14 protein-coding genes are annotated in these 15,433 nt (G+C 68.0%); 11 read left to right on the top strand and 3 right to left on the bottom strand.

All coding sequences use genetic code 11. The features are described from left to right. Complete coding sequence (gene trpE, locus AC3WJI_RS04765; protein ID WP_492756102.1) at positions 1 to 1,506, top strand: anthranilate synthase component I; 1,506 nt, start codon at positions 1 to 3, stop codon at positions 1,504 to 1,506. Positions 1,507 to 1,663: 157 nt separating this feature from the next. On the opposite strand, the gene AC3WJI_RS04760 is transcribed toward trpE, so the two are convergent. After that, on the bottom strand, positions 1,664 to 2,077 hold the full coding sequence (locus AC3WJI_RS04760) for a hypothetical protein (protein WP_492756101.1): 414 nt from the start codon (positions 2,075 to 2,077) through the stop codon (positions 1,664 to 1,666). A 110-nt stretch (positions 2,078 to 2,187) separates the two neighbouring features. On the opposite strand from AC3WJI_RS04760, the gene AC3WJI_RS04755 reads away from it, so the two are divergent. Further along, positions 2,188 to 2,772 carry an anthranilate synthase component II gene (locus AC3WJI_RS04755; RefSeq protein WP_492756100.1) on the top strand — a complete coding sequence of 195 codons (585 nt, stop codon included), beginning with the start codon at positions 2,188 to 2,190 and terminating at the stop codon, positions 2,770 to 2,772. A gap of 3 nt (positions 2,773 to 2,775) precedes the next feature. Here the strand turns inward: AC3WJI_RS04755 and AC3WJI_RS04750 are convergent, their stop codons facing one another. Further along, the gene (locus AC3WJI_RS04750; RefSeq protein ID WP_492756099.1) at positions 2,776 to 3,078 is read right to left on the bottom strand and encodes a hypothetical protein; all 303 of its coding nucleotides are present in this window, start codon (positions 3,076 to 3,078) and stop codon (positions 2,776 to 2,778) included. Between the two features lie 525 nt (positions 3,079 to 3,603). Here AC3WJI_RS04750 and trpD point away from each other — a divergent pair. From trpD to lexA, 7 genes are all read left to right on the top strand, one after another. Then, positions 3,604 to 4,599 (top strand): anthranilate phosphoribosyltransferase, encoded by a 996-nt coding sequence (gene trpD, locus AC3WJI_RS04745; protein ID WP_492756098.1) that lies wholly within the window; start codon positions 3,604 to 3,606, stop codon positions 4,597 to 4,599. After that, a complete protein-coding gene (gene trpC, locus AC3WJI_RS04740) occupies positions 4,596 to 5,366 on the top strand; it encodes an indole-3-glycerol phosphate synthase TrpC (RefSeq protein WP_492756097.1) in 771 nt (256 codons plus the stop codon). Before trpD ends, trpC begins: the two co-directional genes overlap by 4 nt. A 158-nt stretch (positions 5,367 to 5,524) precedes the next feature. After that, positions 5,525 to 5,989: a cyclic pyranopterin monophosphate synthase MoaC gene (gene moaC / locus AC3WJI_RS04735; protein WP_492756096.1), complete on the top strand. Its 465-nt coding sequence runs from the start codon at positions 5,525 to 5,527 to the stop codon at positions 5,987 to 5,989. Positions 5,990 to 6,124: 135 nt separating this feature from the next. Then, positions 6,125 to 7,090, top strand: coding sequence for a PilZ domain-containing protein (locus tag AC3WJI_RS04730; RefSeq protein WP_492756095.1), 966 nt, complete (start codon positions 6,125 to 6,127; stop codon positions 7,088 to 7,090). Positions 7,091 to 7,224: 134 nt separating this feature from the next. After that, on the top strand, positions 7,225 to 8,172 hold the full coding sequence (locus tag AC3WJI_RS04725) for a phosphatase PAP2 family protein (RefSeq protein WP_492756094.1): 948 nt from the start codon (positions 7,225 to 7,227) through the stop codon (positions 8,170 to 8,172). Positions 8,173 to 8,212: 40 nt separating this feature from the next. Then, positions 8,213 to 9,397, top strand: a complete 1,185-nt coding sequence (locus AC3WJI_RS04720) for a molybdopterin molybdotransferase MoeA (protein WP_492756093.1) — start codon at positions 8,213 to 8,215, stop codon at positions 9,395 to 9,397. Positions 9,398 to 9,454: 57 nt separating this feature from the next. Continuing rightward, complete coding sequence (lexA, locus tag AC3WJI_RS04715) at positions 9,455 to 10,147, top strand: transcriptional repressor LexA (RefSeq protein ID WP_492756092.1); 693 nt, start codon at positions 9,455 to 9,457, stop codon at positions 10,145 to 10,147. An 86-nt stretch (positions 10,148 to 10,233) separates the two neighbouring features. Here the strand turns inward: lexA and AC3WJI_RS04710 are convergent, their stop codons facing one another. After that, on the bottom strand, positions 10,234 to 12,423 hold the full coding sequence (locus AC3WJI_RS04710) for a ComEC/Rec2 family competence protein (protein ID WP_492756178.1): 2,190 nt from the start codon (positions 12,421 to 12,423) through the stop codon (positions 10,234 to 10,236). 79 nt (positions 12,424 to 12,502) lie between these two features. Between AC3WJI_RS04710 and gltX the strand changes: the two genes are divergently transcribed. After that, complete coding sequence (gene gltX / locus AC3WJI_RS04705) at positions 12,503 to 13,945, top strand: glutamate--tRNA ligase (protein ID WP_492756091.1); 1,443 nt, start codon at positions 12,503 to 12,505, stop codon at positions 13,943 to 13,945. A gap of 24 nt (positions 13,946 to 13,969) precedes the next feature. Next, entirely contained in the window at positions 13,970 to 15,253 is a 1,284-nt protein-coding gene (locus tag AC3WJI_RS04700) for a citrate synthase (protein ID WP_492756090.1), read from the top strand. Positions 15,254 to 15,433 lie beyond the last annotated feature (180 nt).

The following is a 15,433-nucleotide window of genomic DNA, read 5'->3' as shown; positions in this document are numbered from 1 at the left end:
GTGATCGAAGGCGTCGAAGCCGCACGGGCGGCGCTCGCCGCCGTCCGTCCCGCCTTGCTGTGGCGCCGCGAGGTTGCTGACACCGAGACGCCGGTCGCCGCGGCGCTCAAGCTGATCGAGCCCGGCCGCGGCGACTTCCTGCTTGAATCGGTCGAGGGCGGATCGGTGCGCGGGCGCCACAGCCTGATCGGGCTCGCGCCCGACTTGGTCTTCCGGGCGACCGAGGGCAGTGCCGCGATCAATGCGCGCTGGCTGACCGAGCGCGACGCCTTCGTGCCGTGCGGGGCGCCGGCGCTCGAAGCGCTGCGCGAACTTGTCGCCGATTGCCGGATGGACGTCCCGCACGAGCTGCCGCGCGCGCTCGCCTGCCTCGTCGGCTATTTCAGCTACGAGACCGTCGGGCTGGTCGAGAAGCTGCCGCGTCCGCCGGCCAATCCGGTCGGCGTCCCCGACATGATGTTCGTGCGCCCGACGGTGATCCTCATCTTCGACCGACTCGCCGACACCTTGTTCCTCGTCGCGCCGGTCTGGCCAGATCTCGCGCGTCCGCCCCAGGCTTTGGTCGACGCCGCAGCCGAGCGGATCGAGGCGACCGCCGCGCGGCTCGCCACGGCACCGCTGCCGCCGCCGGTTCGCGCCGAGCCCGAAGCGGTCGAGCCCAGCCCGGTGCTCGAACCCGGCCGCTATGGCGAGATGGTCGCCAGGGCGAAGGACTATATTTCCGCCGGCGACATCTTCCAGGTCGTGCTCGCCCAGCGCTTTACCACGCCTTTCGCACTGCCGCCGTTCGAGCTCTATCGCGCACTCCGCCGCGTGAACCCCTCGCCCTTCCTCTACCATCTCGATTTGCCCGGCTTCACGCTCACCGGATCGAGCCCCGAAATCCTCGTGCGCGCGCGCGACGGCGAGATCACGATCCGCCCGATCGCCGGCACCCGCCCCCGCGGCAAGACCGCGGCGGAGGACGAGGCCAACCGCACCAGCCTGCTCGCCGACCCCAAGGAGCGCGCCGAGCATCTGATGCTGCTCGATCTCGGCCGCAACGATGTCGGCCGCGCGGCCGAGGCGGGCAGCGTCAAGGTCACCGACAGCTATACCGTCGAATTCTACAGCCACGTCATGCACATCGTCTCGAATGTCGTGGGCCGCCTGCGTCCCGGCAGCGACGCGCTCGACGCGCTGTTCGCGGGCTTCCCTGCAGGCACGGTGAGCGGCGCGCCCAAGGTCCGCGCCTGCCAGATCATCGCCGAACTCGAGCCAGAGACGCGCGGGCCGTATGCGGGCGGCGTCGGCTATTTCTCCCCCGACGGATCGATGGACAGCTGCATCGTGCTGCGCACTGCCCTGGTCAAGGACGGGGTGATGCACGTCCAGGCCGGCGCCGGCATCGTCGCCGACTCGAACCCGGAATATGAACAGCGCGAATGCGAGGCCAAAGCCGGCGCGCTGTTCGCCGCCGCACGCGAAGCCGTGGCGAGGGCCAGCGAAGCAGGCTTCGGGCAGTAACAACTTCCCTCTCCCCTTGTGGGAGAGGGAGGGAGCCGATGAAATCGGCGGAAGGGTGAGGGGAGTCGTAGCAGGCGACGTCGCCCCTCATCCTTCCCACTCGATTTCATCGAGCGGGCCCCCTTCCTTCTCCCACAAGGGGAGAAGGAAATACCAATCAATCCCCCGGCCCCGTCACTCGCGCGGCCTTGGCCTTGGCGTCGAGCCGCTCCTGATACCATTGCTGGATCGCCGCGCGGGTGCAGCCGGTCTGTCCGCCTGTCCCCACGGGCGAGCAGCTGTTGGGCAGGCCGGCGCGGTTGAACTTCTCGACCGTCTCGACGCGATTGGTCCAGGCCTGGGCGGCGGCGCCTTCGTCGGGCTGGTTGCGGAAGCGCTTGGGGATTCGATACGGCGATTCGCCGGCATTGGCGCACACCACCACTTCGTCGGGGCTCGCCGCCTTCGGGCATTTCTCTTCGCCATAGAGCAGGATCGAGCGCACGCGCTTGGGCGGGCCGTTCTGGGCGCCGGCATCCTGCGGCGCGGCCGGCGCGGTCAACAGGGCGGCCAGGAACAAGGTGGTAAGCATGGAAACTCCTTAGATCGCGTACAACGCCTCTGTGTGCCCCGCGTTGCCGCCCCATCATGGCCGCGCCAAGGCAATTGTCCGATCGCGCGAAACGCCTTAACCGGACCTGCATGATCCTCGTCCTCGACAATTACGACAGCTTCACCTGGAACCTCGTCCATTATCTGATGGAGTTGGGCGCCGAAGTGCAGGTCGTCCGCAACGACGCGCTCACTGCGCGCGACGCGATCGCCAGCAACGCCCAGGCCTTCCTGATCTCGCCAGGCCCGTGCACACCCAACGAAGCCGGCATCAGCCTGGACCTAGTCGCCGCCTGCGCCGAACTGCGGAAGCCCCTGCTCGGCGTCTGCCTCGGCCACCAGGCGATCGGCCAGCATTTCGGCGGCCAGGTGGTGCGCGGCGGGCTGATGCACGGCAAGACCTGCCCGGTCGAGCATGACGGCACGGGACTGTTCGCCGGCCTCCCCTCGCCCTTCACCGCGACTCGCTATCATTCGCTGATCGTCACCGACATTCCCGACGATCTCGTGGTCAACGCCACCGCCGACGATGCCTCGGTAATGGGCTTCCGCCACCGCGCGCTGCCGATCCACGGCGTCCAGTTCCACCCCGAGAGCATCGCGACCGAGCACGGCCATGCGATGCTCGCCAATTTCCTGCGCCTTGCCGGCATCGAAGCAAAGGCGCTGGCTTGAGGCTCAGGACCCGGTGCAGGTCATCGGCACCATCCGCCCGACGGCATAGGTGATCCGCTTGCCCTTGCCGCGGATGCTGTGGGTCGGACTCTCATACCAGAAGCCCGATTTCGTCGGCTTGCGCTGCAATAGCACTTCCTGGTCGCTCGCGGGCGTCAGGATCCGCGCGGTCTCGCCCGCATAGGCCACGATGATTCCCGGCGCGCGATCGCAGGCATAGGTCACGCGCATGTCGGTCATCGCGGGCGGCTTGTGCGCGCAGGCTGCCAGGCTCGCCACGACGCCGATCGCCAAGAGACTGCGCATTTTCTTCTCCTTCATTTCGTCGCCCAGCGCGATCTCACACGATGCGAGGATAGCATGTATCCACGATAACAAGGGGCCGCCAATGCTATTCGTTGGGAGGGGCGAGAGGGCCCGGCTGCAAGTTGACGCGCTTGAGAAGTTGGATTTGCTCTGCTTCCGGTGGGACATGCACCGGTCAGATCTCAATCTCGCAAACCTCCATGGTTTCGTCGCGAAAACGCCCGCGTCGCGCGGGCGGCGCAACACTGTCGCCTTGGCGTTGCCTCACCGTAGTTTGGGCGTAGCGCGCGTGGCGCGTGGGCGTAGCGCAAGTGACGCGCAGAGGGCGCGCCAGTGTCGCGTCGCGGTGGCGTTAGTGCCGCGTTCCAGGCGCAAACATGGCGCTTTCCAAGCAAAACTCGCGATCGTGTCAACTTCGTCATGCGCCACAGTCCCGGGCGTGGTCGCGAAACTGCACAGTGCTGCTTGCCTCCGCGTCAGCAGGATTTGCTCGACTCAGCCCCGCCGCGCCGGAATAGAGGCGGCGTGACCGTGTCGACACTCCTCCCCGATCCTTCATCGCCGCTCGCCCGCGAGAGCGCGGCGCAGGCTTTTGCGGACATCCTGGACGGCAGCGTGCCCGAGGCCGAGATCGAAGCATTCCTGGTTGCCCTCAGCATTCGCGGCGAGACCAGCATCGAAATCGCCGAGGCCGCGCGCGCGATGCGCAACCGGCTCATCCCGATCAGCGCGCCGCCGGGCGCGATCGACGTCTGCGGGACGGGCGGCGATGGCCATCACACGCTCAACGTCTCGACTGCGGTCAGCCTCGTCGTCGCGGCGTGCGGCGTCCCCGTCGCCAAGCACGGCAACCGCGCCGCATCGTCCAAGGCCGGCGCCGCCGACACGCTCGAGGCTTTGGGCCTCAACCTGGATCGCGCCGCCGCACGCGCCGAGGAGAGCCTGCACGAGCTCGGCATTGCCTTTCTCTTCGCACAGCATCACCACCCGGCAATGGCCCGGATCGGCCCGTTGCGCCGCCGCATCGGCCGGCGGACGATCTTCAACCTGATGGGTCCGCTCGCCAATCCCGCGCACGTCACGCGCCAGCTGATCGGCATCGCCCGGCCCGATTACGCACCGATCTACGCCGAGGCGTTGCTCCAGCTCGGGGCGGAGGCGGCGGCGGTCGTGTCGGGCGAGGAGAGCCTCGACGAGCTCTCCACCGAAGGCGCGAGTATCCTCGTCAATGTCGGCAGCGCGCGCCTGCCGACGCGGATCACGCCCGAGGATGCCGGGCTGCCCCACCACCCGCTTGCGGCGATCCGCGGCGGCGATCCCGAACACAATGCGCTCGCCTTGCGCCGCCTGCTGCTCGGGGAGACCGGCGCGTATCGCGACGCCGTCTTGCTCAATGCCGCCGCCGCTTTGATGGTCGCCGGGCGCGCCGACAGCCTCGTCGACGGCGTCGAGGAAGCCGCCGAGGTGATCGATGCCGGGCTTGCCAATGCCCTGCTCGACTGCTGGATCGCCTTCGCATGAGCACGATCCTCGACACCATTCTCGCCACCAAGCGCCGTGAGGTCGCGGCGCGCCGCGCCGCGCCGATCGACCGCGCCGCGCCCTCGCCGCCGCGCGGGTTCGAGGCGGCGATCGTGGCGAAGGTTGCCCAGGGCGGCTACGGATTGATTGCAGAGATCAAGAAAGCAAGCCCATCCAAGGGTTTGATTCGAGAAGATTTTGATCCACCCGCGCATGCCCGGGCCTATCAGGCGGGTGGCGCAGCCTGCCTGTCGGTGCTCACCGATCAGGAATATTTCCAGGGGCATGAGGACTATCTGATCGCCGCGCGCGCCGCGTGCGACCTTCCGGTGATCCGCAAGGATTTCATGGTCGATCCCTGGCAGGTCGCGGAATCGCGGTCGATCGGCGCCGACGCGATCCTGATCATCGTCGCCGCGCTCGACGACACGGCGATGGCCGAGATCGAGGCCGCCGCGATCGAGCAGGGCATGGACGTTTTGGTCGAGGTCCACGATGCCGACGAACTCGAACGCGCGCTCCGGCTCAAGTCGCGGTTGATCGGCGTCAACAATCGCAACTTGAAGACGTTCGAAGTCGATCTTCAGAAAACCTACGAGCTTGTCCGGCACGCGCCGAAAGATTGCACGTTCGTGGCCGAATCCGGCCTCACTAGCCGCGCCGATCTCGACGCGATGGCCGAGCACGCCATCCGCTGCTTCCTGATCGGCGAATCGCTGATGCGGCAGGACGATGTCGAAGCCGCGACGCGGGCGCTGGTCGGGTGAGCGGGCTGGCGTCCCCTATCCCTCTCCCCTTGTGGGAGAGGGAGGGAGCCGACTTAGTCGGCGGAAGGGTGAGGGGGAGTGAGACTCACGCCCCCTGATCCTTCCCACTCGCTTCGCGAGCGGGCCCCTTCCTTCTCCCACAAGGGGAGAAGGAGCGCATGACTCTCACCCACCTCGATGAAACCGGCGCCGCGCGCATGGTCGATGTCGCCGGCAAGCCCGTCACCGCGCGCGAGGCAGTCGCCACGGGCCGCATCACGATGTCGCGCGAAGCCGCTGCGGCGATCCGCGACGGCAGCAGCAGGAAGGGCGACGTCCTCGCCACCGCACGGATCGCGGGAATCATGGCGGCCAAGCGGACCGCCGAGTTGATACCATTGTGCCATCCGCTGCCCCTCACCCGCGTGGCCGTCGATCTCGCGCTCGATGAGACCGGCGTCACCGTGACCGCCACTGCGGCAACCGAAGGCAAGACCGGAGTCGAGATGGAGGCGCTCACCGCCGCGAGCGTCGCACTGCTGACGGTCTACGACATGGCCAAGGCGCTCGACAAGGCAATGGTAATCGCCGGAATCCGCCTCGTGTCGAAGAAGGGCGGCAAGTCCGGCGACTGGTCCGCCTGACGCGCCCTTGGCCAAGCCTTCGCGGCGTCCCGCTCAAGCTGTCCCGCGAATTAGGGATTCTACAACCGCTTTGATTAACCTGGCTTTCAGGCCGCTTAAGCATTGCTCGCCCCGGGGCCGCGTTGGAAAAGCAGGATGATTCAAGCACTCAGGTCGGCCACGATTTTCTCGCTGTCGGCCGAACGTCCCCAGGCGGTCCGCCAGCAGCCCGACGCGCAGGCCGCGTTCGATACGGCCTTCCTCGTTGGCGACGAGGTGCGCCTCCCCTGCTCGCTTCAGCGGCTATCGTCGGCAGGCGCCACGCTCCAGATCGACGCAGCGCTCGCCGAGGCTGAGCCTCTGTGTCTCGAAATGATCAGCGGCCAGGCGATCCCGGGCACGATCGACTGGCGCGCCGAGGGCGAGATCGGCTTCCTCTTCGACGAGCCGATCGACATCATCGCCACGCTGGCGCGGACGCTGGCGAACCTCCCCGCCGAGCGCCGCAGCATGCCGCGCGTCGAGGTGAACCAGCTCGTCTCGATCCGCGCAGGAAGCAAGGTCGAGCACGCACGCACCCGCAACATCTCGCAGGGCGGCGTCGGCATCGAGACCAAGCTCGATCTGGCGATCGGCGACGCCGTGCAGCTGACCTTCGATACGCTCCGCCCGCTCGACGGCGTAGTCCGCTGGACGCAGGACGGCCATGCCGGCATCGCCTTCAACGAAGAGCTAGGCTGGCAGACGCTGATGCCGTGGCTACGCCACGTCCAGCGCGCGCAGGCCAGCGCGGCTCCCGCCGTCGCGCCCACGCCGCTCAATCCCGAGGGCGACGGCCTGATCCCCGACAAGCACGCGATCCGCCTCGACGCGCCCGCCAGCGTCCGCGAAGGCGTGCGCTGGTGGAATGCCCGCGTCCGCGGCCTGACGGCGCACCTCGTCGAGCTCGAGACCCGTGCGATGTTCGCGCCCGGCGCCCAGCTCTGGGTGTCTCTTCCCGAAATCGGCGGCGGACCGGCCAACGTCATCGAATCGCGGCACAACCGCATCCTCTGCGAATTCCGCCTGCCGCTGCGCCCGCGCGAGCTGAGCCTCGTATCGAGCGGACAGACGCCGCGCTGAGCCTGGCTAGGGATCGGAGCGTCGACACAGCGGCGCGGGCACCTCCGGGAACCCAGTATTAATACGTAGGGCGCTACCTCGCAGGCCGGGGGATCGTCATGCACAGCGCAAATCGCAACATTCTTTGGTGTGCCTTGGGCGTCGCCGCCTTGCTGGCGATCCTGCTCTGCGGCCTCTCCAGCCTGTCGCTCGCCGCCGACTCGATCCTGTGGGCAGTCGCAATGGCGACCGGCGCGCTCGTCTGTCTCCTCCGGCCTCCCCACACCTTCTCGACGCAGGCTGGATTGGTGCGCTTCCTGGAAGGTGCCGTGATCCTCGTGATTTCCGGCACTTTGGGAGCGGTACTGACCTATGTGTCGATGCGGCACTCCTCCGGCTTTTCCGACGCATTGCTCGACCGTGCGGACGACGCGTTGGGCTTCCGCTGGCCAGCGGCCCGGGCCGCGGCGGAAGCCTGGCCGGCGATATTGCACGTCCTGGAGATGGCTTATTCGAGTTTCGCGTGGATGCCGTTGCTGATTCTGTTCCTGCTGAGCAGGAGCGACCGTCCGGAACGTATCTATCTGTTTCTTACTGCTTATGGGCTCGCGCTCGCAGTAACCGTGGTGATCTTCCATTTCTTCCCCGCCCGCGCCGCCTTCGCGCATTATTGGCCAACAGGCAGCGCATTTCCTGCAAATGCGGAAAGCTATGGCCGGGCCATCGCAAACCTGCGCAGCGGCGCGCCAGGACCAATCAACCTTCTCGAACTGGAAGGGATCGTTACCTTCCCGAGCTTTCATGGCACGATGGCGATCCTCTATGTCTGGGCCGCCTGGCGCGAAGCCGGCTGGTTGCGGATCCCGCTGGTCGCGATCAATGGGCTCATGTGGCTAGCGGCAGTTCCAGTCGGTGGCCACTATATGGTCGACCTGCTCGGCGGATCGATCGTCGCTCTCGGCGGGATTGCCATGGCGCATCAGCTCTTCGGTGACCGCCGTGCTTCGGCAATGCCGCGGTTCCGGCGCATCATCGCACAAGATGGGGTGCCTGAAATGGGGCTGGCAGGCGCGTCCGCAGGTACGCAGGTCGCACGAACCTAGCGCTTGCGTCGCGCCCGCCTTCGCGGCCATGGCTGACGCGATGTCCCCGCTCCTCCCTCTCGACCAGGTCTGGTCGCGGCTGTTCGCGCTGGCGTTGCCGCTACCGACCGAGCACGTCCCGCTTGCGGCCACCGGCGGGCGTTGGGCAGCAGCCGATCTGCGCGCCTTGCGGACCCAGCCCAGCACCGACCTTTCCGCGATGGACGGCTATGCGCTCCGCTTCGCCGACCTGCCGGGCCCGTGGCGCGTGATCGGCGAGAGCGCCGCCGGCCGCGGCTTCGCCGGCACCCTGGGCTCGGGCGAGGCGGTGCGGATCTTCACCGGTGCGCCGCTGCCGCCGGGTAGCGACACCGTGCTGGTCCAGGAAGAAGCGGAGCGCGAAGGCGACACCCTCCGCCTCGCCGGCGAAGGCCCGCCATCGCAAGGGCGCAACGTCCGCCGCCGCGGCCTCGATTTCTCCGAGGGCGACCTGCTCGTCCGTGCCGGCCAACGCCTCACCCCCGCGCGCCTGGCATTGGCCGGCACCGCGGGGCACGGCCAGCTCGCGGTGCGTCGCAAGATCCGCGTCGCGATCGCCGCGACCGGTGACGAGCTGGTCGCGCCGGGCAGCCCCATCGGTGAGTCCCAGCTTCCCGAAACCAACCGGCTGATGCTCGCCGCGCAGCTCGCCGATCTGCCCGTCGAATTGATCGACCTCGGCATCCTGCCCGATCGCCAGGATGTGCTCGAGCGCGCCTTTCGCGCCGTCGATGCCGACCTGCTGGTCACCAGCGGCGGCGCGTCGGTCGGCGATCACGATCTCGTCCGCCCGGCGCTGGTCGCCGCGGGTGCGGCGATCGACTTCTGGCGAATCGCGCTGCGCCCGGGCAAGCCGATGATGGCAGGCAAGCGCGGGGACTTGATCGTGCTCGGCCTGCCGGGCAACCCGGTCTCGGCGTTCGTCACGGCATTGCTCTTCGTCCGCCCGCTCGTCGCGCACCTCGCCGGCGCCGCCGATCCGCTGCCGCGAACGCGCACCGCAACGCTCGGCGAGCCGCTACCGGCCAATGGCGAGCGCACCGATTATCTCCGCGCCGAGATGCGCGGCGACCGGGTCTTCGCCTCGACATTGCAGGACAGTGCGATGCTCCAGGCGCTCGCCCGCGCGACTTGTCTCGTCATCCGCGAACCCCATGCGCCGACGGCGCAAACCGGCGACTCGGTGGAAATCCTCGACCTCGCTTGACAAGCGCCAGGAACATTGCATAAACGTTCCGTGTCTGTTCTGGACAGGAGGATTGGGATGCTCACCCGCAAGCAGCACGAGCTCATCTGCTTCATTGCCGATCGCTTGGCCGAGACCGGCGTTTCGCCTTCGTTCGAGGAAATGAAGGAAGCGCTCGACCTCAAGTCCAAGTCGGGCGTGCACCGGCTGATCAGCGCGCTCGAGGAACGCGAGTTCATCCGGCGCCTGCCCAATCGTGCGCGCGCGCTCGAAGTGCTCCGTATGCCCGAGCGCGGCGACGTCAAGAAGCCGGCCAAGGGCGACGGCGCGCAGCCCGCAACTTTGACAACTTCGGCACCCGCAAAGGCCACGCCACCAACACCGGCCAACGACGTGATCGAGATCCCGCTCCACGGCCGCATCGCCGCGGGCACCCCGATCGAGGCGCTCGAAGGTGCTTCGATGCTTCCCGTCCCCGCGGCGCTGCTCGGCTCGGGCGAACATTATGCGCTCGAAGTGGCCGGCGATTCGATGGTCGAGGCAGGCATTCTCGACGGCGACTATGCGCTGATCCGCCGCACCGAGACTGCGCGCGACGGCGAGATCATCGTCGCACTGATCGACGATAGCGAGGCGACGCTCAAATATTTCCGCAAGGAAGGCGCAATGGTCCGCCTCGACCCGGCGAACCGCGACTATAGCGCCCAGCGCTACCGCCCCGATCAGGTGCGCGTACAGGGCCGGCTGGCGGGACTGCTGCGACGGTATTGAGGAGCGGGCGCGTCTGAGCCCCCTCTCCCTGAGGAGCATCAGGTCAGCCAGGCCCCCGGCACGGCCTGAACAGCGCTGGGCAGTTTTTACCTGACGCTGGGTCGGGATGGGGTCCGTTCGCGAGCGAAGGTCCTCATCTGACGGGAGTTGCGCCACCTCGCCTTCGCTGGCGTAGCGCCCTGGTACGGCGGCTGCACGGTCAGCGGGGCGAGCCAGGGATGCGATCCGCCGCCCCGAACGGTCCGTACCCGGGCATCGGCGAAATTGATTGCCACGCCCCCCGTGTGCGCCAGCGTGTCGCGGTCCAGCCGCAGCCAGTGCGGGTGGCAGTCCGGCGGCAGGCGGCGTTCGCTGACCACCACGTCGGCGGCGGCGCACGCAGCAACCATCTCTCGCCACGATACCATATAGCCGCTGCGCGTCGCGAGCACCCGCCAGCGCCGCGCGCCCGCCGTCACTTCGACCAGGCAAAGATCGGGACTGCACCGCGCCCCCGACACCTCGGAGAGCAACGCGAGTTGCCCATCCTCGGCGCCGCTATTCTCGCCGAGCATCGCGCGGGTATAATCGCCGGCGCGGTCGCGCAGCAGCGCCATCTCGCCATTGGCCATGCGGATTGCGAGGTGGCGGCCGTCGCCCGTGACCAGCAGGTCGGGCGGCGGGGTGAGCAGCGCCCAGCCCAGCCCGATTGCGAACGGTATCGTGCCCGCCCAGCGCACCCGCGTGCGCCACAAGGCAACCCACAGCCCGCCCGCGACGATCAGCGCATAGGCCCCGGCCGGCATCGCCGGCAGCGCCGCGACTGCCCCCGGCGCCGAGGCAGTGGTGTGCGCGAGCCAGAGCAGCAGGTCGAGCGCCCGCGCAGTCAGCCACCAGACCGGCCCGCCGATCCCGCCAAGGTCGAGCGCCAGCGCCAGCGCCTCGAGCGGCATGATCACGAAGGTGGTCAGCGGGATCGCGACGATATTGGCGAGCGCGCCGTAGATCCCGGCCTTGTGGAAGTGGAACAGCCCGATCGGCATCAGCGCGAGCTCGACCGCGACGCCGGTGAGCAGCAGCGAGGCGAGGCTGCGCAGCAGGCGCCGGCCGCGCCCTTCTTCGCGCGGCTTGAACCAGCCGCGGACGCGCGGACTCTCATGAAGCGCGACGATCGCGGTCACCGCGGCGAAGCTCAGCTGGAAGCTCGGCCCGGCCAGCGCCTCGGGCCAGAGCAGCAACACGACGAACGCGCCCGCCGCGACCAGCCGCAAGGTGATCGCCTCGCGCCCGAGGCTGAGCGCAAGCAGGACGAGCAACGCCGCCGCGCACGAGCGGATCGTCGGCACTTCGGCGCCGGTCAGCCAGGTATAGCCGATCGCCGCCAGCGCGCCCGCCCCCGCTGCGACGAGCGGCAGCCGCCAGCGCAAGGCAAGTGTCGGGCTAAGCGAGAGCAGCCGCAGCACCAGCAGCATCGCCGCCGCGGTCACGGCAGTGACGTGGAGCCCGCTCACCGACAGCAGATGCGCGAGCCCCGAGCGCCGCATCGCGTCCGAATCCGCCTCGGCGATCGCGCCTTGGTCGCCGGTGGCGAGCGCGCTGGCGATCCCGCCGCCGCTCCCCGCGATCCGCGACTGGATATGCGCGGAGAGCCGCGTCCGCAGATCGGCGCCCGGCGCGGCGGCGGGGGCGACCACCTCGACGGGCGCGAAGCCCTTGCCCGTCGCGCCGAGCCCGGCGAACCAGGCGACGCGGGCGAAATCATAGGCGCCGGGCACCGCGGCGCTCGGCGGCGGCATCAGCCGCGCGCGCAGCCGGATCACCGCACCGCGCGCGATCCCCGCCACCGAATCGGCCTCGGCGAGGTTGACGCGCAGCCGCGGCGGCAGGTCGGCATGCCCGAGCGGCGCCAAGGTGATGCGCACCATCTCGCGCGCCGGAAGCTGCTCTACCCGCTCGACGCGGCCGGTGACGATCACTACCGCCGGACGCGCGAGCACCGGCGCGGCGACGCGTTCGCTCCGCCACCAGATCAGCACGCACCCCGCGGCCAATACCACGCCGGCGATCGCCACCACCCGCGGCGCCCTGCCCCCACCCGGCAGCGCGATCGCCACCAGCGCCAGCGCGAGCCCGCCGAGGATGAACCCGATCCAGCGCGTGGCATCGGGCAGCACGAACCACGCGGTGATCCCGGCCCCGAGCATCACCGGCAGCCACAGCACCAATTGCTCGCGCTCGGCCTCGAGCCATTCCTCGATACGGCGATTGCCATGGCGAAGCGCCGTCCGCGCCCCCATTTGAAGGGCGGGCAACCCCGTGCTAGGGGCCTCGGCGGCTGAGCTGGCCATCGATTTCACAGTCTGGGAGCACGCGCGGTTGAGCGCAACATCTGATACCGGCGGCAAGCCCGTCGTCACGCGCTTCGCGCCCTCGCCTACCGGGTACCTCCATATCGGCGGTGCGCGCACCGCCTTGTTCAACCTGCTGTTCGCCCGCCACCACGGCGGCAAGTTCCTGCTGCGCATCGAGGATACCGATCGCGCGCGCTCGACCGAGCCGGCGATCGCCGCGATCCTCGACGGGATGCGCTGGCTCGATCTCGAATGGGACGGCGAGGAAGTCTACCAGTTCGCCCGCGCAGCGCGCCACGCCGAGGTCGCGCACCAGATGCTCGCCAACGGCCACGCCTATAAGTGTTTCGCGACCGCCGAGGAGCTCGAGGCGATGCGCGCCGAGCAGCGCGCCAACAAGCAGCCGCTGCGCTATGACGGCCGCTGGCGCGACCGCGACGCGAGCGAGGCCCCAGAAGGCGCGCCCTTCGTCCTGCGCCTCAAGGCGCCGCGCGAGGGCAGTGTCACGATCGAGGACCAGGTCCAGGGCGCGGTCACCGTCAACAACAGCGAGCTCGACGACATGGTCCTGCTCCGCTCGGACGGCACGCCGACCTATATGCTCGCAGTGGTGGTCGACGATCACGACATGGGCGTCACCCACGTCATTCGCGGCGACGATCACCTCAACAACGCCTTCCGCCAGCTGCCGATCTACCGAGCGATGAACGCGATAGAGGGGGGCTGGGACGACCCGACCTATGCGCACATCCCGCTGATCTTCAATCCCGACGGCACCAAGATGTCGAAGCGCAAGAACGCGGTCGCGGTCGACGAATATCGCGATGCGCTCGGGCTGCTGCCGGAGGCGGTGTCGAACTACCTGTTGCGCCTCGGCTGGGGGCATGGCGACGACGAGATCATCAGCCGGGAACAGGCAGTCGAGTGGTTCGATCTGGCCGGCGTCGGCCGCAGCCCGTCGCGCTTCGACCTCAAGAAGCTCGAAAACCTCAACGGCCATTATATCCGTCAGGCCGATGACGGACGCCTCGCCGCGCTCGTCGCCCAGCGGCTGCCGCTGGAAATCTCCGAGGCGCAATCGACCCTGCTTCAGGCGGCGATGCCGTCGCTCAAGCCGCGCGCCGCGAATTTGAACGAGATCGCTGAAGGCGCGATGTTCCTTTTCAGGACGCGCCCGCTGGAACTCGACGAGGGCGCCAGCGCTTTGCTCGCGGGCGATGCGCCTGCGCTCCTGTTTCGGATTCATGTCGCGCTTGACGCGGCCGGAAGCTGGGATACGGAGACGCTCGAAGCGGCGGTACGCACCGTCGCCGACGATGCGGGGGTCAAGCTCGGCGCCGTCGCGCAGCCTTTGCGCGCGGCACTCGTTGGGCGGAAGACCTCTCCGGGCATCTTCGACGTTCTGGCATTGCTGGGACGGGAAGAGAGCCTGGCCCGCATCGCCGATCAAATGACCAAGCCCGCCTGATCGGGCCAGACAAGGACGACGTGTATGAGCGACACCGCGAAGCTTCAGGTTCCGGGTAAGGAAGTCGAATACCCGATCCTCACGGGCAGCGTCGGCCCCGACGTCGTCGACATCCGCAAGCTTTATGCCCAGACCGGCAAGTTCACCTACGATCCCGGCTTCACGTCGACCGCTTCGTGCGAATCGGGCCTGACCTATATCGACGGCGACGAAGGCGTTTTGCTTCACCGCGGCTATCCGATCGGCCAGCTCGCCGAGCAGTCGAGCTTCATGGAAGTCGCCTATCTGCTGCTCAACGGCGAGCTGCCGGGCGCGGAAGAGCTGGCGAAGTTCAACACCACGATCACGCGCCACACGATGCTCCACGAGCAGCTGGCAACCTTCTATCGCGGCTTCCGTCGCGATGCGCATCCGATGGCGGTGATGTGCGGCGTCGCCGGCGCGCTTTCGGCCTTCTACCACGATTCGACCGACATCACCGATCCAAAGCAGCGCATGATCGCGTCGCACCGGCTGATCGCCAAGATGCCGACGATCGCGGCGATGGCGTACAAGTACAGCGTCGGCCAGCCGTTCCTCTATCCGGACAACGACCTCAGCTATACCGGCAACTTCCTGCGCATGACCTTCGGCGTGCCCGCAGAGAAGTATGAAGTGAACCCGGTGGTCGAGAAGGCGCTCGACCGCATCTTCATTCTCCACGCCGATCATGAGCAGAACGCCTCGACCTCGACCGTGCGTCTCGCCGGCTCGTCGGGCGCCAATCCGTTCGCCTGCATCGCGGCGGGCATTGCCTGCCTGTGGGGCCCGGCGCATGGCGGCGCCAACGAGGCGGCGCTCAACATGCTCCACGAGATCGGCCGTCCCGAGCGCATTCCCGAGTTCATCGCGCGCGCCAAGGACAAGAACGATCCGTTCCGCCTGATGGGCTTCGGTCACCGCGTCTACAAGAACTACGATCCGCGCGCGACCGTGATGCAGAAGACCGTTCGCGAAGTGTTCAAGGAACTGAACGTCACGGATCCGGTGTTCGAAGTCGCGCTCCAGCTCGAGGAAATGGCGCTCAAGGACGATTATTTCGTCGAGAAGAAGCTGTTCCCCAACGTCGATTTCTATTCGGGCGTGATCCTTTCGGCGATCGGCTTCCCGACGACGATGTTCACGGCATTGTTCGCGCTCGCCCGCACTGTCGGCTGGGTTGCGCAGTGGAACGAGATGATCTCGGACCCCGAGCAGAAGATCGGCCGCCCGCGCCAGCTCTACACCGGCCCGACCCAGCGCGAATACGTCCCCATCGACAAACGCTGACGCGCTGACGCAGCCTTCGATCGCCCAGGTCGTTACGCCTCCAATAGTTTGTAACGACTTCAGCCAAACTTCCCTCTCCCCTTGCTAGGGGAGAGGATAGCGCAGCTTGGCAGCTTGCTGCCTAGCGTAGCTTGGTGAGGGGTAGAGCGGCGCTTAGCGCCGCGGGGGGGGGGGGGGGGG

It is taken from the genome of Sphingomonas sp. FW306-1B-B10E, assembly GCF_058782005.1.
Note: the sequence above shows the minus strand (reverse complement) of the source record. Positions and strands in the feature narration are given on the sequence as shown.